Origin of the sequence: Couchioplanes caeruleus (assembly GCF_023499255.1) — a bacterium.
GTDB classification, from domain to species: domain Bacteria; phylum Actinomycetota; class Actinomycetes; order Mycobacteriales; family Micromonosporaceae; genus Actinoplanes; species Actinoplanes caeruleus_A.
The window spans coordinates 1,612,606-1,632,366 of record NZ_CP092183.1 but is presented as its reverse complement, the minus strand read 5'-3'; the positions used below and the strand labels follow the sequence as shown (position 1 = coordinate 1,632,366).

Sequence of the window (19,761 nt, the reverse complement as noted above, 5' to 3'; positions counted from 1 at the left end):
GCACCACACCGGGCCGGGGCGCCACGCGGTTTGTGATCATGACTGCGACATCCTGGTCCACCGGAACCGGGCGGGACGGGCTCCCACCGGGATACTGGAGGCCGATACAGGGAGGTTGCGTGTCTGCTCAGCCCGCGCCGGTCGCCGAGACCGGCTACCCATGGCCCATCGAAACCGCGCGCCTGGACAACGGCCTGCGCGTCATCGTCAGTGAGGATCACAGCGCGCCCGTGGTGTGCGTGAACCTCTGGTACGACGTCGGTTCCCGGCACGAGCCGGAAGGCCAGACCGGGTTCGCGCACCTCTTCGAGCACCTGATGTTCGAGGGCTCGCTGCACGTCGGCAAGACCGAGCACATGCGGTACGTCCAGGGCGCCGGCGGGTCGCTCAACGCCACGACGAACCCCGACCGCACCAACTACTTCGAGACCCTGCCGGTGGAGCATCTCGAGCTCGCGCTCTGGCTCGAGGCCGACCGGATGGGCGGGCTGGTTCCCGCGCTGACCCAGGAAACGCTGGACAACCAGCGCGAGGTGGTCAAGAACGAGCGGCGCCAGCGGTACGACAACGTGCCGTACGGGGACGCGTGGCTGCGCCTGTTGCCGCTGCTGTACCCGGCCGGGCATCCGTACCACCACGCGACGATCGGCTCGATGGAGGACCTGAACGCGGCGTCGCTGGAGACGTTCCAGGCGTTCCACGCGCGGTACTACGCGCCGAACAACGCCGTGCTGACGGTCGCGGGCGACGTCACGCCCGAGGAGGTGTTCGCCCTGGGGGACAAGTACTTCGGCATGATCGAGCCGGTTCCGGACGTCGCGCCGGGGCCGCACGGGCATCTGCCCGGCCCGGCCACCAAGCCGGTACGCCAGACCGTCACCGGGGCCGTCCCCGCGCCGCGTGTCTACCTCTCGCACCGCACCCACCCGTTCGGCACCGCCGGGTACGACGCGATCACCGTGCTGGCCGCCGTGCTGGGCAGCGGCCGCGGCAGCCGCCTGTACCAGCGGCTGGCCGACGGCGCCCGGATCGCGCAGCCCGACTACATCGGCGCGTACGGCGTCGACCTGGCCCACGCCCCCGCCCCGCTGATCGTCACCGCCACCGCGAAGGACGGGGTGGACGCGGCCACGCTGGAGGCCGGCGTCGCCGAGGTCGTGATGAGCATGGCCACCGAGCCGGTCACCGAGGCGGAGCTGGAACGCGGGAAGGCACTGCTGACCACCTCCTGGTGGCGGCAGATGTCCACGGTCGGCGGCCGGGCGGACACGCTGAGCCGGTACGCGACCCAGTTCGGCGACCCGGCCGCGGCGGCGTACCGGCTGCCGCAGTGGCAGGCGGTCACGGCGGACGACATCGCCGACGCCGCCCGTACCCTCTCCCCGGAGTCCCGGGTCACGCTGATCTACGAGCCCGAGCAGACCGCGCCCGAAGGGACCGAAGCATGAGCCTCGTCGCGACCCGTCCGGAGCCGGGCGACGCCCGCCCGTACGCGTTCCCCGCGATCCACCGCGTCTCGGTGGCCGGCGGCGAGGTGGTGGCGGCGCACCTGCCCGGCCAGCTGCTGGCCACCGCGTCGCTGCTGCTCGACGCCGGCGCCGCCCGGGAGGCTCCCGGCCGCGAGGGCACCGCGGGCGTGCTCGCCAAGTGCCTGGAGGAGGGCACGACGACCCGGGACTCCGCGCAGTACGCGCTCGCCCTGGAGGGTCTGGGCGCGGAGCTCAGCACGTCGGTGGACTGGGACTCGTTCCGCGTCGGGGTGTCCGTACCCGTGGATCTGCTGCCCCGGGCCGTGACCCTGATGGCGGAGGCGGCGCGCACGCCGCGTCTCGACCCGGCCGACGTGGCCCGGGTCCGCGACGACGAGGTGACCGCCCTGCGGATGGACTGGGCCCAGCCGGGGCCGCGGGCGGACGCGGCGCTGCGCCTGGATCTGTTCGGCGCCGGCGAGCGGGTCGGCCGCCCGCTGCACGGCGATCCCGCCTCGGTGGCCGCCGTCACGGTCGAGGACGTGACCGACTTCCACGGCTCGTGGCTGAAGCGGCCGGGCGTGCTGCTGGTCGCGGGTGACCTCGACAAGCTGGACCTCGAGGAGCTCGGCGCGGCGGCGTTCGCCGGCACCTCGGGCACGGCGCTGACGCCCGAGGGTCCGCTGCCCGTGCCGGTCGCCGCGTCCCGCCGGGTGCTGCTGGTCGACCGTCCCCGCTCGGTGCAGTCGACGCTGCGGCTGGGGCATCGGGCCCCGGAACGCGCCCACCCGGACTACGTACCGATCACGCTGGTGGCGACCGTGCTGGGCGGGGCGTTCACGTCCCGGCTCAACCACCTCATCCGCGAGGTCAAGGGCTACTCGTACGGCATCCGCGCGGACTTCGCCATGACCCGCCGGTTCGGCCGGTTCGGGGTGAGCTCGTCGGTGCAGACCGCGGTGACCGCCCCGGCGCTCGTCGACACGGTCGGGGAGATCACCCGGACGCGGCGGTACGGGGTCACCGAGGCGGAGCTGGAGGTGGCCCGGACGTGGCGGGCCGGTTCGCTGACGGTCGACATGCAGACGCCCGGCTCGATCGCCGGCGCGCTGGCCACCCTGGTGGTGCACGGCCTGCCGGACGACTACTACGCCACGCTGCGGCAGCGTCTGCTGGAGGCCACGGTCGACGAGGTGTCGGCGGCCGCGGCGCAGTACCTGCATCCGGAGGGGCTCACCCTCGTGATCGAGGGCGACAGCGCGTTGATCCGCGATGAACTCACGGTGAGCGCGATCGGGGAGATCGTCGACGCCGAGGTGTGACGTAGCATGTCGGGCCGCCGTCGCTCCCGACGGCGGCCCTGCTATTGCCACGCCGTGTCAACCGGGTTTCAATGACCCACAGCGCCTCCCCGAGAGCGCTCTCACCAGCGTTGGGACCCCCGTCATGCCCACCAACCTCACCGCGTCGTCCGCCCCGTTCAGCCGCCGCAGCCGGCAGAGCATCCCGGCCAGCCGGGCCGCCGGCCCACTCCCGTCGCCCGAGGACGCGGCCGCCGGCACCTGCGCGCCCCGGCACCTCGTGGACCGGGCGCTCGCCGAGCCCGTGGCCCGCGCCTACCACTACCTCGACGTCGTCCAGGACGCGTACGTCAAGGGCGGCGAGCCGCGGCTGCTGCAGAGCTACAACAACGAGAGCGAGCTGATGACGACCGCGTTCGTCTACGACAACGCGCTCGCGGCGCTCGCGTACCTCGCCACCCCGACGGTCGCGAACGTGCGCCGGGCCCGGCTCATCGGCGACGCCCTGCTGTGGGTCCAGGCCAACGACGAGACGTACGCCGACGGGCGGGTGCGGCAGGCGTACGCGGCGGGCCCGATGCAGTTCTACGGCGGCGGCCCGGCGTTCCCCGGCCTCAAGCGCGCGGACGGCAGGGCGGCGTTCCTGTGGCCGTTCGCCTTCGGCGGCTCCTCGACGGGCGACATGGCCTGGGTCGCGCTGGCGCTCGCCCAGCTCTTCGTCGACACCCGGATCGCCAAGTACCTCGACGGCGCCGTCGCGCTCGGGCTCTGGATCGCCGGACGGCAGTCGCCGTACCGCCACGGCGGCTACCACGGCGGCCTGCAGGCCGACGGCGAGACCGACCAGCAGTGGGCCTCCACCGAGCACAACATCGACGCGTACGCCCTCTTCACGCTCCTGGCCAAGCTGACCCGCGACCGGGCCTGGACCGCCAGGGCGGCCGTGGCCGGCACCTTCGTCCGCGCCATGTGGAACCGCTCGGGCGGGCACTTCTGGACCGGCACGCTCGGCGGTGACCACGCCGACCCCGAGGTCATCAACGTGAGCAACGTCCCCGAGGACGTGCAGACGTGGGCCCTGCTCGGCGTCGGCGACCACCGCTACGACGGCGCCGTGGACTGGGTCACGGCCAACCTGGCGAACACCGACGGGGCCGTCTCCGGCGTGACGTACAGCAGCCAGGCCAAGGCCCTCACCGGTCTCGTCTCGGGCAGCGCCCTGCCCACCAACCGGGACGCGGTATGGCTGGAGGGCAACGGGCACACCGCGCTCGCGCTGCTCAAACGCGACAACCGCGGCGACACGGCCCGCGCCAAGGGGCTGCTGCACGAGATGGTGACCGCCCAGGAGACGCACGGCGCCGGACAGACCGTCGGTCGCACCAGCGACCCGCAGGACGGCCGGCTCTCCAACCCCGGCGAGGGCGGCACGTGGACCGGCACCCCGCTGCCGGCCGCCTCCGGCATCGTCGCGGCGACCAGCTCGTTCGAGACCGGCTTCGGGTTCGGCTACTTCGACCGCCAGCACGTCGGCACCACGTCGTGGTTCCTGATGGCGGCGCAGAACTTCAACCCGTACGTATAGATCCTGGTCAGAGCCCTCCGGGCGGCCCGAATGTGACGTACGCCGGATCGCTCGGCCGCGCTGGCGACGGCCGGATACCGTCGCCGCCATGACGATCACCACGTCCGCGCCCGCCGCGAAGCCCGCCCGGGTACGCCGAGCCGCCTGGCTCGTGCTGCTCTGGCTGCTCGTGCTGCCCGGCGCGGCGTGGGCGGTGCTGCGCCTCGGCGGCTGGGAACGTGGTCCGCTGGTGCAGCTGTTCGCCTTCACGCCGTACGTGGCGGCGTGGTCGGTGGTGCCGGTCCTCGCGGCGCTCGCGACCCGGCGCTGGCTGGCGGCGGCCGTGGCCACCGTGACGCTGGCCCTGCTGGCCACGGCGGTGCTGCCGCGGGCCTTCGCCGACGGCGACCGGGGCCCGCAGGCCGGCGTCAAACTGCACGTGATGACCTCGAACATGCTCTTCGGCAACGCCGACGCCGCGCAGATCGTCCAGCTCGTACGGGACAACGACGTGGCGGTGCTGGCCGTGCAGGAGTTCACCCCGGCCGCGCAGAAACGACTCGCCGACGCGGGGCTCGGGCAGCTCCTGCCGTACTCGTCGCTCGGACCGGAATACGGCGCGAGCGGCTCCGGCCTCTACTCCCGCCTCCCCCTCACCGACCCGGGCGTCCGCGTCAACGGCGGCGGCTTCCACCAGGCGTACGGCACGATCCAGCCACCCGGTGCGGCCCGCATCACGGTCGAGTCGGCCCACCCCCTCGCACCCTTCTCGGTCGCGGTCCTCGGCCGCTGGCGCGCCGACCTGCAGGCGGAACCCCGCGCGGACGCCAAGAAACTCCCCCGCGTCCTGCTCGGCGACTTCAACGCCACCCTCGACCACGACCCGCTGCGCGACCTCATCGCCAGCGGCTACCGCGACGCGGCCGACGCGACGGGCAAGGGCCTGATCGGCACCTGGGGCCCGTACGACGGCGACCGCATCCCCCCGGTCACGATCGACCACGTACTGGTGGACGAACGCCTCGGCGTCTCGGCGGTGGACGTCCACCACGTCCGCAACAGCGACCACCGGGCGGTCATCGCGGAACTGATCCTCCCGCCCGCCTGACCCCGAGCAACGCCTCGACCCCCCGGGTGTACGTCTGGGCGGGGACAGCCTCCGGATCCGTCATGAACTGCAGACCGATACCGATGTCGAGGGCCATGAGCAGCGCCGCCGCTTCTGCCGGTGGCAGGGGCAGGTCGTCCCCGAGCGCGCGGACTTCTCGGGCGTGATGCTCGCGTACGGTCCTCAGCCAGGTGCGTAGCGCGTCACGATGACCCTGGTCGCGCATCCCGATGAGCCACAGCTCCACGAAGGCCATGGCAAATCGTCGCGTCTCCGGCCTCGGCACGCTCGACTCATAGCTGTCACCGAGCATGTCGATCCACGACCGCAGCGATCCAGGCTCGCGCACCGGTCCGTCGTCCTCGAGTCTGCGCTGCAGGAGGGCCGCGATCAGGTCGTTCTTGCCGCCGAAGTTGGCGTAGACGGCGCCCTTGGTGAGGCCGGCCGCCGCGGCTACCTGGTCGAGCGAGGTCTGGTGGATGCCCCTCTCGGCGAACAACTCCTCGGCGCTGTCCAGCAACCGCTGGACTGTGCGTTCCCGCTGCTGCGAACGGGTCAGCCGCTCTGTCATGCCGACACCTTAGCCGTTGACATACGCCCCAGTATTCAGATACTTATTGGTATCTGAATACTATCCGGTATGTGAGGCCGTGATGCTGCACATCGAATCGCTGACCAAGGTCTACCGCCGCGGCGTACGGGCCAACGACGACATCAGCCTCGAGGTCCGCGCCGGGGAGGTGGTCGGGCTTCTCGGTCACAACGGAGCCGGAAAGACGACGCTGCTCAGCCAGGTCGTCGGCCTGGTACGCCCCACGGCCGGCCGGATCGCCCTGTTCGGCCGCGACCCGGTGGCCGACCCCGCATACGCGCGGCAGGTCTGCTCGTTCCAGCCCCAGGCGCAGGCGCCGCTCACGGGCGTCACTCCGCGTCAGGCAATCGAGATCGTAGGGCGCATCCGGGGAGGCAGCCGTGCTGACATCTGCCGCCGGGCCACGGAGCTGCTGGCCGCGCTGGACATCGAGGAGTGGGCCGACTCGCCCGCCGAGCGCCTCTCCGGTGGCGCACGCCGGCTGACCGCGTTCGGCATGGCGGCGGTCGCGCCGGGACAGCTCGTCATGCTGGACGAGCCGACCAACGACGTCGATCCGGTCCGCCGTCGCCTGCTCTGGGCCCAGGTCCGCGCATTGGCGGCCAACGGTCACGCGGTCGTGCTGGTCACCCACAACATCACCGAGGCGGAACGCACGATTGACACCGCCGCGGTCCTCGACCACGGCCGGCTGGTGGCAACGGGATCACCGGCGACCCTGGCCGCCGGCCGCGAAATGAAGCTGGAGACCGACGCGCCACCGGCCGAGATCGCCCTCCCGGAGTGGTCCCGGACGGCGCGGCGTGAAGGCGACCGGCTCACGATCACCCTGGCCCGGGCGGACGCCGGCGCGGCGGCCGGATGGGCACAGCGCCACTCCGCCCGCTTCTCCCTCGCACCCACGAGCCTCGAAGACGTCTACGTCGGCCTCACCGAAGGGCATCCCCATGCGCGCGTGGTTCCGTAGCTATGCGCTGGTCGTACGGTGGACAGCCCTGCGCCTGCGGTTCGTGCTGCCGCTCGTCCTGATCGTCCAGACGTTCCTCGCGGTCGGGGTCGTGATCGGCTTCGCGTACCTGATGCCCTCGGTCGACCCCGCGACGGCGCTGTACCTGTCGACCGGCGCCCCCACTCTCGGCCTCATCACCATCGGCATGGTGATGGCTCCGCAACTGGTCGCCCAGTCCAAGACCGAAGGCACCTTCACCTACAACCGCACGCTGCCCGTGCCCCGCACGGCGGTGCTGGCCGCGGACCTCACGACGTGGCTCGGCACGGGGGCACCAGGGCTCGTGCTGGGCCTGCTCACCGCGACCCTGCGCTTCGATCTGCACCTGCGGGTCAGCCCGCTGGTGGTCCCGGCGATGCTGCTGGTCGCGCTCACCACGACCACGGTCGGCTTCGCCATCGCGTACGCGGCGCCGCCCGCGGTGACCAGCCTCGTGAGCCAGGCGCTGGTGTTCGTGGCGCTGATGTTCTCGCCCGTGACGTTCCCCGCGGAACGGCTTCCGGCCTGGCTGGAAGGCGCGCATCGGATACTGCCGTTCCAGTCCATGGCCCAGGTCGTCCGGGAGGCGCTCACATCACCGCCCGGCGGGATCTCCGCGTCGCCGTACGCCGTGCTCGCTGCCTGGTCCACCGCCGGCCTGGTCATCACACTGCGAGTGATGACCAGGCGGGACTGACCGGGTCAGGCCGGGGCGTTCGTGCGGGCGAGGCCGTACGTGAGGGCGTCCGTCAGTGCCTTCCAGCTCGCCTCGACGACGTTCTCGTGCACGCCGACCGTGGTCCAGTCGCGGCCGCCGTCGCTGGTCTCGACCAGGACCCGGGTGATCGCGTTGGTGCCGTGGGAGCCCTCGAGGATGCGGACCTTGTAGTCGGCCAGCTCGAAGTCCTTGAGCTCCGGGTAGTGCTTCGACAGCGCCGTACGCAGGGCCTCGTCGAGGGCGTTGACCGGGCCGTTGCCCTCCGCGGTGGCGATCACGCGCTCGCCGCGTACCCGGACCTTGACCGTGGCCTCCGACACGACCGCGCCGTCCTCGCGGTGCTCGACCAGCACCCGGTACGACTCCAGGCTGAACGGCCGCACCAGGCCGGCGCCCGGCAGCGCGTCGCGGACGAGCAGCTCGAAGGACGCGTCCGCGGCCTCGAACGACCAGCCCCCGGCCTCCAGGTCCTTGACCTTGCGGGTCACCTCCGTCAGGGTGTCCGGATGACCGGCCAGGTCCAGTCCGAGCTCACGGCTCTTGAGCTCGATGCTGGCCCGGCCGGCCATCTCGGTCACCAGGATCCGCATGTCGTTGCCCACAACCGCCGGGTCGACGTGGTTGTAGAGCAGCGGATCCACCTTGATCGCGCTCGCGTGCAGCCCCGCCTTGTGGGCGAATGCCGCGGCCCCGACGTAGGCCTGGTGGGTGTCGGGGGCGATGTTGGCGATCTCGGCGAGCGCGGTCGACACCCGCGTCGCCTTCTCGAGGCATCCGTCCGGTAGGACCTTCAGCCCGAGCTTGAGTTGCAGGTTGCTGACGACGGCGAACAGGTCGGCGTTGCCGGGCCGTTCCCCGTAGCCGTTGGCCGTGCACTGGAAGTGCTTGACGCCCGCTTCGACGGCGGCGATGGTGTTGGCCACCGCGCAGGACGTGTCGTTCTGGCAGTGGATGCCGAGCCGGTCGGCGCTCACCCCGGTGCGGGCGACGACGTCGTGGATCGCCGCGGTGATCATTGAGGGCAGCATGCCGCCGTTGGTGTCGCACATGACGACCCGCTCCGCGCCGGCTTCGAACGCCGCCCGGACCACCGAGGTGGTGTAGTCGGGGTCGTAGCGGAAGCCGTCGAAGAAGTGCTCGCAGTCGACGAAGGCGCGGCGGCCGTTCGCGACCAGGTGCGCAACGGTGTCCCGGACCATCGCCAGGTTCTCGTCGCCGGTGGTGCGCAGCGCCCGCTCCACGTGCCGGATGTCCGACTTGGCGACCACGCAGACGACCGGCGTCTCGGCGTCCAGCAGGGCCTGCACCTGCGGATCCGTGGCCACGTCCACGCCGGCCTTGCGGGTCGCGCCGAACGCCACCAGGACGGCGTGCTTGAGGTCCAGCTCGGTCTTCGCCCGGCGGAAGAACTCCGTGTCCTTGGGCATCGCACCCGGCCAGCCGCCCTCGATGAAGCCGACCCCGAACTCGTCCAGCAGCCGCGCGACCGCGAGCTTGTCGACGACCGAGTAGCTGATGCCCTCGCGTTGCCCGCCGTCGCGCAACGTCGTGTCGAACACCTGGTAGGTCATGGGGAGCGTCCTTTCGGCAGACTTGTTGACCCAACAAAAAGACCTCCCGCGGATGCGGGAGGTCTGCGCGTCGGCGAAATCGTCAGCCGGCGCGCTAGGTGCGAATAATCAGCACGGAGTGGGTCACGTACGCAGCATGCCACCGACCGCCGGTCCGTGGGAAAGAAGTCCATCATCCGAGACGCCGCGGTTCGTGTGGTGTCGCCCGCACGGGGTACCACCGCCGGGCCGGCCACGGACGGCGTCCGCATGGCGGTCGGGGTGAGGAGATCGACAAAGCCCGTCGGCCGGGTGGCCGGTTAGGTTGGACGGGTGGCTGCCGACCCATACCCCCGGACCTTGTCCTTCTCCTCCAGCTTCAACTTCCGCGACGTCGGCGGGTACGCCGGCCTCGACGGCCGCCCGGTCCGCTGGCGGCGACTGTTCCGCTCCGACGCCCTGCACCGCCTCCGCGGCGCCGACCTCGAGACGTTCCAGCAGCTCGGCGTGCGTACGGTCATCGACCTGCGGCGGGTCTTCGAGATCGAGCGGCACGGCCGGGTGCCGGAGGCGGACGGGCTGGCGTACCACAACCCGGTCGTGCACCACGTCGACTGGGAGACCATCCCGTTCGCCGCGGACCTCCCGCACGACCGCTGGCTCGCCGACCGCTACCTCAACTTCATCGAGGACGGCCGCGAGGGCCTGACGGCGGCGCTCGGCCTGATCGCCGACCCGGAGGCCGCGCCGGTGGTCGTGCACTGCATGGCGGGCAAGGACCGTACGGGGGTCGTCTGCGCGCTGACGCTCGCGCTGCTCGGCGTCTCGGACCAGGACATCGCCGACGACTACGCGCTGACCGAGCAGGCGATGGCGTCCTTGACGGAGTACCTGCTGCGCACCAACCCGGACGCGGTGCAGGACAAGTACCACATGTTCGAGTGCCCGCAGAACGCGATGCTGTACTTCCTCGCCGACCTGCGGGAGCGCTACGGCTCCGTGGAGAAGTACGTCCGCGAGATCGGCATCAGCGCCGAGCAGGTGGCCACGATGCGCGACCACCTGCTGACACCCGCCTAGCTCGTCTCAGAGGACGCGGTGCACCCAGCCGAACGGGTCCTCGGCGCGGCCGCGCTGGATGTCGGCCAGCTCCTGGCGCAGCGCCATCGTCACCTCGCCCGGACCACCGTCGGCCACCGTGAACTCGCCCTCCGGCGAGCGCACCATCCCGATCGGGGTGATGACCGCGGCGGTGCCGCACGCGAACGCCTCGCGGATGCGACCTGACTTCGCGCCGTCGCGCCACTCGTCGATGCTGACCGGGCGCTCCTCGACCCGGCGCCCGGCCCGCTGCGCCAGCTTGATGATCGAGTCGCGGGTGATGCCGGGCAGGATCGTGCCGCCCAGCGGCGGCGTCACCAGGGCGCCGTCGTCCATCACGAGGACGACGTTCATGCCGCCCAGCTCGTCGACGTACTTGCGCTCGACGGCGTCCAGGTACACGACCTGATCGCAGCCGTGCTCGATCGCCTCGGCCTGCGCGGAGAGGCCGGCCGCGTAGTTGCCGCCGCACTTCGCCGCGCCCGTGCCGCCGGGAGCCGCCCGGGTGTAGTCGGGCGTCACCCACACCGTCACCGGCTTGACGCCACCGCTGAAGTACGCGCCGACCGGGGACGCGATGACCAGGTACAGGTATTCCATCGACGGGCGCACCCCGAGGAAGACCTCGCTCGCGTACGCGAACGGGCGCAGGTAGAGGCTGCCCTCGTCGGTCTGCGGGATCCAGTTCCGGTCGATCGTGATGATCTGCCGCAGCGACTCCAAGAACGCCGCCGGGGGCAGCGCCGGCATCGCCATCCGCTGCGCGGACTGGACGAACCGCGCGGCGTTGGCGTCGGGACGGAACATCGCCACGCCGCCGTCGGGCATCGTGTACGCCTTCAGCCCCTCGAAGATCTCCTGCGCGTAGTGCAGCACCGCGGAGGCGGGGTCCATCGGGATCGGCGCGCGGGCCTCCACGCGGGGCTCGTACCACCCTTTGCCCTCGGCGTACCGCACGGTGACCATGTGGTCCGTGAAGATGCGGCCGAAACCGGGATTGGCCAGCAACGTCGCGCGGTCCGCGTCGCTGACGGGCGCCGGGTTCGGACGGATCTCGAAGTCGAGGTTGTCACCACCACTCATGGCAACTGACCTGCTTTCTCTCGCGAAGAAACGGATTTGAGCATGAGGGAGCACCCGCAGTGCTCCATGAACTTACCCCGAACGGTCGTTCAAAGCCGACCGCGCGAGGGTGCGGCGAAGCCGGTTCGCAGGGGTTCGCGCAGTAGGTCCTGCGGCAGCGTTCCACCTGCGGTGGCGGTGCCGGCCGTGCCGGAGACGCGCGGGCACAGGGTTTGCCTTCGCACGCCCGGAGCGGGGCCGCCGGCTCTCCACCGGCCGGCTGTTCTGCCGGTCGGCTTATGCCAGTCAGCTTCATGCCGGTCGGCTTCACGCCGGTGGGCTTCATCCCGGTCGGCGGCGGCCGGCTTCAGGACGCCGGTCGGCTTGAGGCCCGCTCGGCGGCAGTCGTCGCCGATGATCGGCGGCGGGGTGGGATCAGGCGGCCGCGGTGGCGGCGACCCGGTCCCCGACCTCGGCGGTACGCAGCGGCGCCCCCGGCACGCGGGAGGCGACCTCGGCCGCGACCGCCTCGGATACTCGCCGGGCCTCCTCGGGGTGACCGAGGTGCTCCAGCAGCAGGGCGGCGGAGAGGATCGCGGCAGCCGGGTCGGCGATGCCCTGGCCGGCGATGTCGGGCGCGGATCCGTGCACCGGCTCGAACGTCGACGGGTACTTGCGCTCCGGGTTCACGGAGCCGCTGGCGGCCATGCCGATGCCGCCGGTGACGGCAGCGGCGATGTCGGTGATGATGTCGCCGAACAGGTTGTCGGTGACGATGACGTCGTAGCGCTGCGGGTTGCTCACCATGAACATGCTCGCCGCGTCGACGTGCTGGTATTCGGTCGTGACCTCGGGGAACTCCGCGGCGACGGCCTTGAACGTACGCGCCCAGAGGCCACCGGCGTGGGTGAGCACGTTGGTCTTGTGCACCAGCGTGAGATGCCGCCGCTCGCGACGCTGCGCCCGCGCGAACGCGTCCCGGACGACCCGCTCGACGCCGTACCGGGTGTTCAGGCTCTCCTCGGTGGCGATCTCGGCGGGGGTGTCCCGGTGCAGGACGCCGCCGGCGCCGACGTACAGGCCCTCGGTGCCCTCGCGGACCACGACCATGTCGATCTCGCCGGGCTTGAGGCCGGCGAGCGGGCTCACCGTGCCGGGCCAGAGCCGGGACGGGCGCAGGTTCACGTACTGGTCGAAGTCGAAGCGGAGCTTGAGCAGCAGGCCGCGCTCCAGCACACCCGGCGGGACACTGGGGTCGCCGATCGCGCCGAGCAGGATCGCGTCGTGGCCGGCCAGCTCCTCCTGCACGGACTGCGGGAGGACTTCGCCGGTCCGGTTGTAGAGGCGCGCACCCAGGTCGTACTCGTTGTAGTCGGCGCCGGGGAGCACGGCCTCGATCACCTTGCGGGCCTGCGCGGTCACCTCGGTCCCGATGCCGTCACCGGCCACCACCGCGATCCGCGCCACCGTCACGTCCACTCCCTCACTCGGTCCGACCCGGTCGAGCGTAGCGGGCCGTCCCGATCTCCGGTACGGCGGTCTCAAAGTGTGGTTAGTCATCGTTCAGGTGGCGGTGGAAAGGAGGCGTGACCTGGCCCCGGACGCGAACAACCCCCGCGGATCGCGGCAACGATCGCGGGGGCTGTCACGACGAAAACGCTGGCTCGCGCCCGCCGGGGGTGCACAACCGCGCGGAACGGCTGCGGAAATGTCACCCGAAGACACGCCCGCAACGCCCGCGCGGCAAGGACCAACGCTAGCGATGCGGACTAATGTCGCGCAAGACGCATCCCCCGCGTGTCGGCGCGACAATGGGATCGAACGGCCACCGGTATGGCACCATGCGCCGGTGAGTTTCGACCTCGTGGTGTGGGCCATGGACAACGCGGACATGCCGGACGACGTGCGTGCCGCCAACGAGCGGTGTGCACGCGGCGAGCACCCGCACCGCCCCGCCGACCCCCGCGTCGTCGCCTTCTATGACGCTCTGACCAGCACCTACCCGGATCGGGGCCCGCGCGCGACGTTGGACGGTTCGCCGTGGGCGAGCGCGCCGCTGCACGCCGCCGCCGACCACATCAAGATGCGGCTGGACGAGAACTGCGCCGACGAGGTGCTGGAGACCATCGAACGCCTCGCCGGCGAGCTCAACCTCGACCTGCTGGACCTGCAGGACGGCACCGTCTATCCGCCGCCGGTCAAGGCCCGCTGAGCCGGCGGGTCGCTCAGTCCTCGTCGCGCAGGTCCACGATGCTGCCGCGCGACGAGCCGATCGCCTCGGCCACCGTGGACAGCAACTCGGCATCGACCGACGAGTCCACGGTCAGCGCCATCAGGGCCTCGCCACCGGCCTCCCGGCGGGCCACCTGCATCGCCGCGATGTTGACGCCGGCCTCGCCGAGCACCGAGCCCAGGGCACCCACCACGCCCGGCCGGTCCGCGTACCGGAAGAAGAGCAGCACACCCCCCGCGTCGAGCTCCAGGTCGAACTCGTCCACGCGGGTCAGCTTGCGGGACTCCCGGCTACCTGTCGTGGTCACCGAGCCGGCGACACTCACTGTGCGCCCGTCGGGAAGCTCACCGCGTACGGTCACGAGGTTGTGATGGTCCGAGACCTCGCGGTCGACGACCAGCTCGACCTCCACGCCGCGGTCCGCGGCGAGCTGCGGGGCGTTGACGTAGGTGACCTGCTCCTCCACGACCGAGGTGAAGAGCCCCTTGGTGGCGGCCAGTTTGAGCACGGTGACGTCGTGCGACACGATCTCGCCGAGCACCTCCACCGTGACGCTCGCCGCGATGCCGCCCGCCACCGCGGTGAAAACCTTGCCGAGCCGTTCCGCCAGCCCGAGCAGCGGCCGCACGTCCTCGTCGACGACGCCGCCGGCCTGCACATTCACCGCGTCCGGCACGAACTCGCCCTGCAACGCCAGCTTGACGCTGCGCGCCACGGCCAGGCCGGCCTTGTCCTGAGCCTCGACCGTCGACGCGCCCAGGTGCGGCGTGACCACGACGTTGTCGAACGCGAACAGCGGTGACGACGTCGTCGGCTCGGTCACGAACACGTCCAGCCCCGCGCCCGCGACCCGGCCGTCCGCCAGCGCGTCGGCGAGCGCGCGCTCGTCGATGAGGCCGCCACGGGCGGCATTGACGATGCGTACGCCCGGCTTGACGGTCGCCAGCTCCTTCTCACCGATCAAGTTCAAAGTCTCGGGGGTACGCGGCAAGTGCACCGAGATGAAGTCGCTCTCCCGCAGCAGTTCGTCGAGCCCCACGAGGCGTACGCCCAGGTGCGCCGCGCGGGCCGGCTGCACGTACGGGTCGTAGGCGATGAGCCGCGTACCGAAGGCCGCCATGCGTTGCGCGAAAAGCACGCCGATGCGACCCAGCCCGACCACCCCGACCGTCTTGCCCTGCAGCTCCACGCCGGTGTAACCGGCCCGCTTCCACTCGCCGCGCTTGAGGGCCGCACTGGCGCTCGCGGTGTTGCGCGCGACCGCCAGCAGCAGCGCGATGGCCTGCTCGGCGGCCGAGACGATGTTCGAGGTGGGCGCGTTGACCACCATGACGCCGCGCGCGGTCGCCGCCGCCACGTCCACATTGTCCAGACCGACACCGGCACGGGCGACGACCTTCAACCGGGGCGCCGCGGCCACCGCCTCGGCATCGATGCGCGTCGCGCTGCGCACGATGACCGCGTCCGCGTCGGCCAGCTCGGCGAGCAGGGCCGCGCGGTCGGTGCCGTCGACGTGGTGTACCTCGAAGTCGCAGGCCAGCACGTCCAGCGCGGCGGGGGCGAGTTCCTCGGCGATCAGTACGACAGGAGTCATGTGTCTCCATCTCGCAGGCCCTTGGCGTGATCCTAGGCAGGCGGGAGACCGGCCCATAATGTCTCTCCGTCGTGTTCGCCGTCACACAGCGGAAACCCTGCCGCACGGCGCGCGCCACCGCAATGGCTTCCACATCGCCGGCGTCCCGGGGCTCCCGGTCGTCCGGCAGCCCTGGGCGCCTGGTGTCCACCGGCCGGCATCTGGGCACGTGGTCGTCCACAGGCCGGCGGCCGGGCGCATGGTCGTCCACAGGCCGGCGGCCGGGCGCATGGTCGTCCACAGGCCGGCGGGCGGGAACGCGGTTGTCCACGGACCGGGCCGGTGCCTGGGGAACGCGGTTGTCCACAGGCCGCCGAGCCGGGCAAGCACGGCCCGGGCTCGGACCGATAGCCTGCGCAGCATGACGACGCCACCCGAAGAAGAGCACGACGAAGACCACGCGCCGGTGGCGCCGGAGCCGCCCCGGCGCGTCCCCTTCGGCGTGGCCGTGGCCGTGGGCTTCCTCGGCCTGCTGACCGTCCTTCTCCTGATCGGCGCCGTCGCCACCCTCACCACCTCGGGCCTGTACCGGGACACGGTCGGCGAGGCGGCGGCCGAAGGTCTCGGAACGGTCGTCATCGCCGCGAGCGCCGTCCTGGTCGCCACGTCCGCGTGGTCCTTCGTGCGCAACGGCAACTCGATCGCGTCCACGGTCGTCGGCGGCCTGACCATGCTGGCGGGCCTCATCTGCCTCATCCAGGGCGTCATGAGCGGCACGGACCCCGAGGGCGTACGGGTTGGCGTGGTGGCGCTCGCCATCGGCCTCGGCATCACATTGCCACCCCTGGCAGGCCACGGCCCCCTCTACCTCGCGGCGCGACGCGTCTGGGCCAAGGGCGAACGGGAGTGGCTGCAGGAACTAGCCACATCGGACACTCCTCCGGTCGCTCCGCAGCAGCCGTGGGGTCAGCCGTGGACGCCGTACCCGGCGCCGCAGCAACAGGCATGGCCGCACCAGCAGCAGCCGTGGCCGGGACCGGGTCCTGGGCAGTACCAGCAGCAGCCGGTTCCGTCGTACCCGCCACAGCAGACGGCGTACCAGCCGCAGCCGCACCAGGGCCAGGGCCAGGGATGGACGTCACCGCACCCGTTCGACTACCAGGGCATGCCGCAACCGGGTCCCGGCCCGGTGTGGCCCGGCCCGGACGCCGCCTCGGCACCGCCTGTCCCCACCGCCGCACCCGCCTCGGCACCGCCTCTCCCCACAGCGGCGCCCGCCTCAGCCCCGCCGGTTCCCTTCGTCGCCGCGCCCGCCTCCGCACCGCCAGTTCCGTTCACCGCCGCACCCGCCTCGGCACCGCCAGTTCCGTTCGTCGGCGCACCCGCCTCGGCACCGCCGGCGGAGGCGCCTCAGGTTCCGCACTACGGCCCACCGCACGCGGCCGCCCAGCAGGCACCGACCGAACACATCCGCACGATGAACGCCCCGCCGCCGCTCCCCACATCGAGCGCGCCACCGACCGGCACCCCCACGGCCGGCTGACCGCGGGCACCGGACTCGAGCCGCCGGCGACCACAAAGCGCGAACCACGTACGCCGACCACGTGCGCCGGCCGCCTGGACTGGACCCGGGCGCCGGCCACGTGCGCCGAACGCACGCGCCGACCGAGACCGTCGGCAACGGGTGCCGGTCGCGCGGCACCGGCCGCGTGCGCCGAATGCCACCACCAAATACGCGCGCCAGCCGCACGCACCGGACCCAACCACCGGCAACATGCGCCACACACGCGCACCGGCCACGACCGCCGAACGCCACCACCAAATACGCGCGCCAGCCGCACGCACCGGACCCAACCGCCGGCAACGTGCGCCACACACGCGCCGGCCAGGAGCGCCGAACGGAACCACCGGGATACGCGCGCCAGCCGCGCGCCGAACGGAACCGCCGGATGTGTGCGCCAGCCGCCCGCGCCAACTGCGTCCGCTGAACCGAACCAATGGCTACGTGCACCGGCCGCATGCGCGCGCGTTGAACGCAGACGCGGACTGCGCGCGCTGGACGCACGCGTCGACTACGCGGCGCCGGGCGTGCATACACCGGCTGCGTGCGCTGGGCGCGCATACGCCGGCTGCGTGCGCTGGGCGCGCATACGCCGGCTGCGTGCGCTGGGCGCACATACGCCGGATGCCTGCGCCGACCGGCCGAAGCGCCGCCCCGGAGCGCAACCGATCCCAACCTGCCGACCACCCGGGCGGCCCCGACTGCCCGGAGCAGCGCCGCAACCGCCCAGAAAGCCCGCTGTTCAACCCTCGCAGCCACCGCGCCTGAGCGACGGGTCCGGTCCGGCCCCGCCGGTCGTCAGTCCGGCAGGCGCAAGACCGGCCCGGCCCGCCAGTCGTCAGTCCGGCAGACGCAAGACCGCCCCGGCCCTGCCAGTCGTCAGTCCGGCAGACGCAAGACCGCCCCGGCCCTGCCAGTCGTCAGTCCGGCAGACGCAAGACCGGCCCGGCCACGCACGGAGGTCCGTGTGTGGCCGGGCCGGTCGGCTGCTGCTTCTGTCCCGCCGCTGGGCGCGTACCTGTGTCTCCGGGTTATTCCGGCACTCGGCGGTAGGCGCCGTCGCTGGCGCTGGTGGCCATTGAGGCGTAGGCCCGGAGGGCCGCCGAGACCGGGCGCCGGCGGTCGACCGGCGTGTACGGCTTGGCGCGGCGTTCCTCCTCGTGGCGGCGCTGGGCCAGGTCTTCGTCCGAGACGTTGAGGGTGATGCTGCGGCCCGGGATGTCGATGGTGATTTCGTCGCCGGTGCGGACCAGGGCGATGAGGCCGCCCGAGGCCGCTTCCGGGGAGATGTGGCCGATCGACAGGCCGGAGGTGCCGCCGGAGAAGCGGCCGTCGGTGATGAGGGCGCAGGCTTTGCCGAGGCCACGGCCCTTGAGGAAGCTCGTCGGGTAGAGCATTTCCTGCATGCCGGGGCCGCCGCGCGGGCCCTCGTAGCGGATGACCACCACGTCGCCCTCGACGACCTGCTTGCCCAGGATGCCCTCGACCGCCGCGTCCTGGGATTCGAAGACCCGGGCCGGGCCGGTGAACTTCCAGAGCGACTCGTCGACGCCCGCCGTCTTCACGACGCAGCCGTCCGGGGCGAGGTTGCCGAAGAGGATGGCCAGGCCGCCGTCGGCCGTGTACGCGTGCTCCACCGAGCGGATGCAGCCCTCGGCCGCGTCGGTGTCGAGGGTGGCCCAGCGGTTGGTCGTCGAGAACGGCTGGGTGGTGCGGACGCCGCCCGGGGCCGCGTGGAAGAGCTCGAGGGCTTCCGGGCTGGGCGAGCCGCTGCGGATGTCCCAGGCGTTCAGCCAGGTGGTCAGGTCGGGCGAGTGGACCGCGCGCACGCTGGTCTTGAGGGCGCCACCGCGGTGGAGTTCGCCGAGGAGGGCGGGGATGCCGCCGGCGCGGTGCACGTCCTCCATGTGGTACTTGACGCTGTTGGGGGCGACCTTGCTGAGGCAGGGCACGCGCCGGGAGACCGCGTCGATGTCGGCGACGCTGAAGTCGAGCTCGGCCTCGCGGGCGGCCGCGAGCAGGTGCAGGACCGTGTTGGTGGAGCCGCCCATCGCCACGTCCAGCGCCACGGCGTTCTCGAAGGCGTCGCGGTTGGCGATGCTGCGGGGCAGCACGCTGGTGTCGTCGTTCTCGTAGTACTGCTTGGCGATCTCGACGATGAGCGAGCCGGCCTTCTCGAAGAGGGCCTTGCGGGAGGCGTGCGTGGCCAGCGTCGAGCCGTTGCCGGGCAGCGCCAGGCCGATGGCCTCGGTGAGGCAGTTCATCGAGTTGGCGGTGAACATGCCGGAGCAGGAGCCGCAGGTGGGGCACGCCGAGCGCTCGATGGTGCTCAGCTGCTCGTCGGTGACGTTCTCGTTGGCGCTGGCCGACATGGCGTCGATCAGGTCGAGCTTCTCGTGCACGATGCCCTCGATGGCGACCGTCTTGCCGGCCTCCATGGGGCCGCCGGAGACGAACACGGTGGGGATGTTCAGCCGGAGCGCGGCGATCAGCATGCCCGGGGTGATCTTGTCGCAGTTCGAGATGCAGACGAGGGCGTCGGCGCAGTGCGCGTTGACCATGTACTCGACCGCGTCGGCGATGAGCTCGCGGCTGGGCAGCGAGTAGAGCATGCCGCCGTGGCCCATGGCGATGCCGTCGTCGACCGCGATGGTGTTGAACTCGCGGCCCACGCCGCCCGCCTCGGCGATCGAGTCGGCCACGAGGCCGCCGAGGTCCTTGAGGTGCACGTGCCCGGGTACGAACTGGGTGAAACTGTTGGCGATGGCGACGATGGGCTTGCCGAAGTCGTCGTCGGTCATGCCGGTGGCGCGCCAGAGGGCGCGGGCGCCGGCCATCGTCCGGCCGTGGGTCGAGGTCCGGGAACGCAGCTCAGGCATTACTACATACTGCCACCGCCGGTGCGGTACGGACCCGAACCGGTATCCAGGATGTCCACCCT

At 71.8% G+C, this 19,761-nt stretch carries 15 protein-coding genes; 9 read left to right on the top strand and 6 right to left on the bottom strand.

What is annotated here, in order from left to right; all coding sequences use genetic code 11:
- The first annotated feature begins 119 nt into the window (after positions 1-119).
- The 4 genes from COUCH_RS07715 (at position 120) to COUCH_RS07700 (ending at position 5,442) form a co-directional block, all read left to right on the top strand.
- On the top strand, positions 120-1,448 hold the full coding sequence (locus COUCH_RS07715) for a M16 family metallopeptidase (RefSeq protein WP_249611400.1): 1,329 nt from the start codon (positions 120-122) through the stop codon (positions 1,446-1,448).
- Positions 1,445-2,791, top strand: coding sequence for a M16 family metallopeptidase (locus COUCH_RS07710; protein WP_249611399.1), 1,347 nt, complete (start codon positions 1,445-1,447; stop codon positions 2,789-2,791). The genes COUCH_RS07715 and COUCH_RS07710 overlap by 4 nt, the downstream gene beginning before the upstream one ends.
- A 124-nt stretch (positions 2,792-2,915) precedes the next feature.
- Positions 2,916-4,355 (top strand): hypothetical protein, encoded by a 1,440-nt coding sequence (locus COUCH_RS07705; RefSeq protein ID WP_249611398.1) that lies wholly within the window; start codon positions 2,916-2,918, stop codon positions 4,353-4,355.
- 88 nt (positions 4,356-4,443) lie between these two features.
- Positions 4,444-5,442 carry an endonuclease/exonuclease/phosphatase family protein gene (locus COUCH_RS07700; protein ID WP_249611397.1) on the top strand — a complete coding sequence of 333 codons (999 nt, stop codon included), beginning with the start codon at positions 4,444-4,446 and terminating at the stop codon, positions 5,440-5,442.
- Here the strand turns inward: COUCH_RS07700 and COUCH_RS07695 are convergent.
- Positions 5,411-6,013, bottom strand: coding sequence for a TetR/AcrR family transcriptional regulator (locus COUCH_RS07695; RefSeq protein ID WP_249611396.1), 603 nt, complete (start codon positions 6,011-6,013; stop codon positions 5,411-5,413). The genes COUCH_RS07700 and COUCH_RS07695 overlap by 32 nt on opposite strands.
- Before the next feature lie 82 nt (positions 6,014-6,095).
- On the opposite strand from COUCH_RS07695, the gene COUCH_RS07690 reads away from it, so the two are divergent.
- Both COUCH_RS07690 and COUCH_RS07685 read left to right on the top strand, forming a co-directional pair.
- Positions 6,096-7,001 carry an ABC transporter ATP-binding protein gene (locus COUCH_RS07690; protein WP_249611395.1) on the top strand — a complete coding sequence of 302 codons (906 nt, stop codon included), beginning with the start codon at positions 6,096-6,098 and terminating at the stop codon, positions 6,999-7,001.
- Complete coding sequence (locus tag COUCH_RS07685; protein WP_249611394.1) at positions 6,982-7,719, top strand: ABC transporter permease; 738 nt, start codon at positions 6,982-6,984, stop codon at positions 7,717-7,719. The genes COUCH_RS07690 and COUCH_RS07685 overlap by 20 nt, the downstream gene beginning before the upstream one ends.
- Positions 7,720-7,724: 5 nt before the next feature.
- Here the strand turns inward: COUCH_RS07685 and cimA are convergent, their stop codons facing one another.
- The gene (cimA, locus tag COUCH_RS07680) at positions 7,725-9,311 is read right to left on the bottom strand and encodes a citramalate synthase (RefSeq protein ID WP_249611393.1); all 1,587 of its coding nucleotides are present in this window, start codon (positions 9,309-9,311) and stop codon (positions 7,725-7,727) included.
- A 312-nt stretch (positions 9,312-9,623) separates the two neighbouring features.
- On the opposite strand from cimA, the gene COUCH_RS07675 reads away from it, so the two are divergent.
- The gene (locus COUCH_RS07675; protein WP_249611392.1) at positions 9,624-10,370 is read left to right on the top strand and encodes a tyrosine-protein phosphatase; all 747 of its coding nucleotides are present in this window, start codon (positions 9,624-9,626) and stop codon (positions 10,368-10,370) included.
- Between the two features lie 6 nt (positions 10,371-10,376).
- Here the strand turns inward: COUCH_RS07675 and COUCH_RS07670 are convergent, their stop codons facing one another.
- Positions 10,377-11,474 (bottom strand): branched-chain amino acid aminotransferase, encoded by a 1,098-nt coding sequence (locus tag COUCH_RS07670; RefSeq protein WP_249611391.1) that lies wholly within the window; start codon positions 11,472-11,474, stop codon positions 10,377-10,379.
- Between the two features lie 414 nt (positions 11,475-11,888).
- Complete coding sequence (locus COUCH_RS07665; protein WP_249613611.1) at positions 11,889-12,920, bottom strand: 3-isopropylmalate dehydrogenase; 1,032 nt, start codon at positions 12,918-12,920, stop codon at positions 11,889-11,891.
- Between the two features lie 409 nt (positions 12,921-13,329).
- On the opposite strand from COUCH_RS07665, the gene COUCH_RS07660 reads away from it, so the two are divergent.
- Positions 13,330-13,665 carry a hypothetical protein gene (locus COUCH_RS07660; RefSeq protein WP_233412805.1) on the top strand — a complete coding sequence of 112 codons (336 nt, stop codon included), beginning with the start codon at positions 13,330-13,332 and terminating at the stop codon, positions 13,663-13,665.
- A gap of 13 nt (positions 13,666-13,678) precedes the next feature.
- Here the strand turns inward: COUCH_RS07660 and serA are convergent, their stop codons facing one another.
- Positions 13,679-15,280 carry a phosphoglycerate dehydrogenase gene (gene serA, locus COUCH_RS07655; RefSeq protein ID WP_249611390.1) on the bottom strand — a complete coding sequence of 534 codons (1,602 nt, stop codon included), beginning with the start codon at positions 15,278-15,280 and terminating at the stop codon, positions 13,679-13,681.
- Between the two features lie 400 nt (positions 15,281-15,680).
- Between serA and COUCH_RS07650 the strand changes: the two genes are divergently transcribed.
- Positions 15,681-16,802: a hypothetical protein gene (locus COUCH_RS07650; protein ID WP_249611389.1), complete on the top strand. Its 1,122-nt coding sequence runs from the start codon at positions 15,681-15,683 to the stop codon at positions 16,800-16,802.
- Between the two features lie 1,049 nt (positions 16,803-17,851).
- Here the strand turns inward: COUCH_RS07650 and ilvD are convergent.
- A complete protein-coding gene (gene ilvD / locus COUCH_RS07645; RefSeq protein WP_249611388.1) occupies positions 17,852-19,699 on the bottom strand; it encodes a dihydroxy-acid dehydratase in 1,848 nt (615 codons plus the stop codon).
- Between the last annotated feature and the right edge of the window lie 62 nt (positions 19,700-19,761).

Bases quoted from the DNA above. Each gene is read 5' to 3' on its own strand.
- COUCH_RS07710 (WP_249611399.1), top strand. From the start codon at position 1,445: ATGAGCCTCGTCGCGACCCGTCCGGAGCCGGGCGACGCCCGCCCGTAC.
- COUCH_RS07705 (WP_249611398.1), top strand. From the start codon at position 2,916: ATGCCCACCAACCTCACCGCGTCGTCCGCCCCGTTCAGCCGCCGCAGC.
- COUCH_RS07700 (WP_249611397.1), top strand. From the start codon at position 4,444: ATGACGATCACCACGTCCGCGCCCGCCGCGAAGCCCGCCCGGGTACGC.
- COUCH_RS07695 (WP_249611396.1), bottom strand. From the start codon at position 6,013: ATGACAGAGCGGCTGACCCGTTCGCAGCAGCGGGAACGCACAGTCCAG.
- COUCH_RS07690 (WP_249611395.1), top strand. From the start codon at position 6,096: ATGCTGCACATCGAATCGCTGACCAAGGTCTACCGCCGCGGCGTACGG.
- COUCH_RS07685 (WP_249611394.1), top strand. From the start codon at position 6,982: ATGCGCGCGTGGTTCCGTAGCTATGCGCTGGTCGTACGGTGGACAGCC.
- cimA (WP_249611393.1), bottom strand. From the start codon at position 9,311: ATGACCTACCAGGTGTTCGACACGACGTTGCGCGACGGCGGGCAACGC.
- COUCH_RS07670 (WP_249611391.1), bottom strand. From the start codon at position 11,474: ATGAGTGGTGGTGACAACCTCGACTTCGAGATCCGTCCGAACCCGGCG.
- COUCH_RS07660 (WP_233412805.1), top strand. From the start codon at position 13,330: ATGGACAACGCGGACATGCCGGACGACGTGCGTGCCGCCAACGAGCGG.
- serA (WP_249611390.1), bottom strand. From the start codon at position 15,280: ATGACTCCTGTCGTACTGATCGCCGAGGAACTCGCCCCCGCCGCGCTG.
- COUCH_RS07650 (WP_249611389.1), top strand. From the start codon at position 15,681: ATGACGACGCCACCCGAAGAAGAGCACGACGAAGACCACGCGCCGGTG.
- ilvD (WP_249611388.1), bottom strand. From the start codon at position 19,699: ATGCCTGAGCTGCGTTCCCGGACCTCGACCCACGGCCGGACGATGGCC.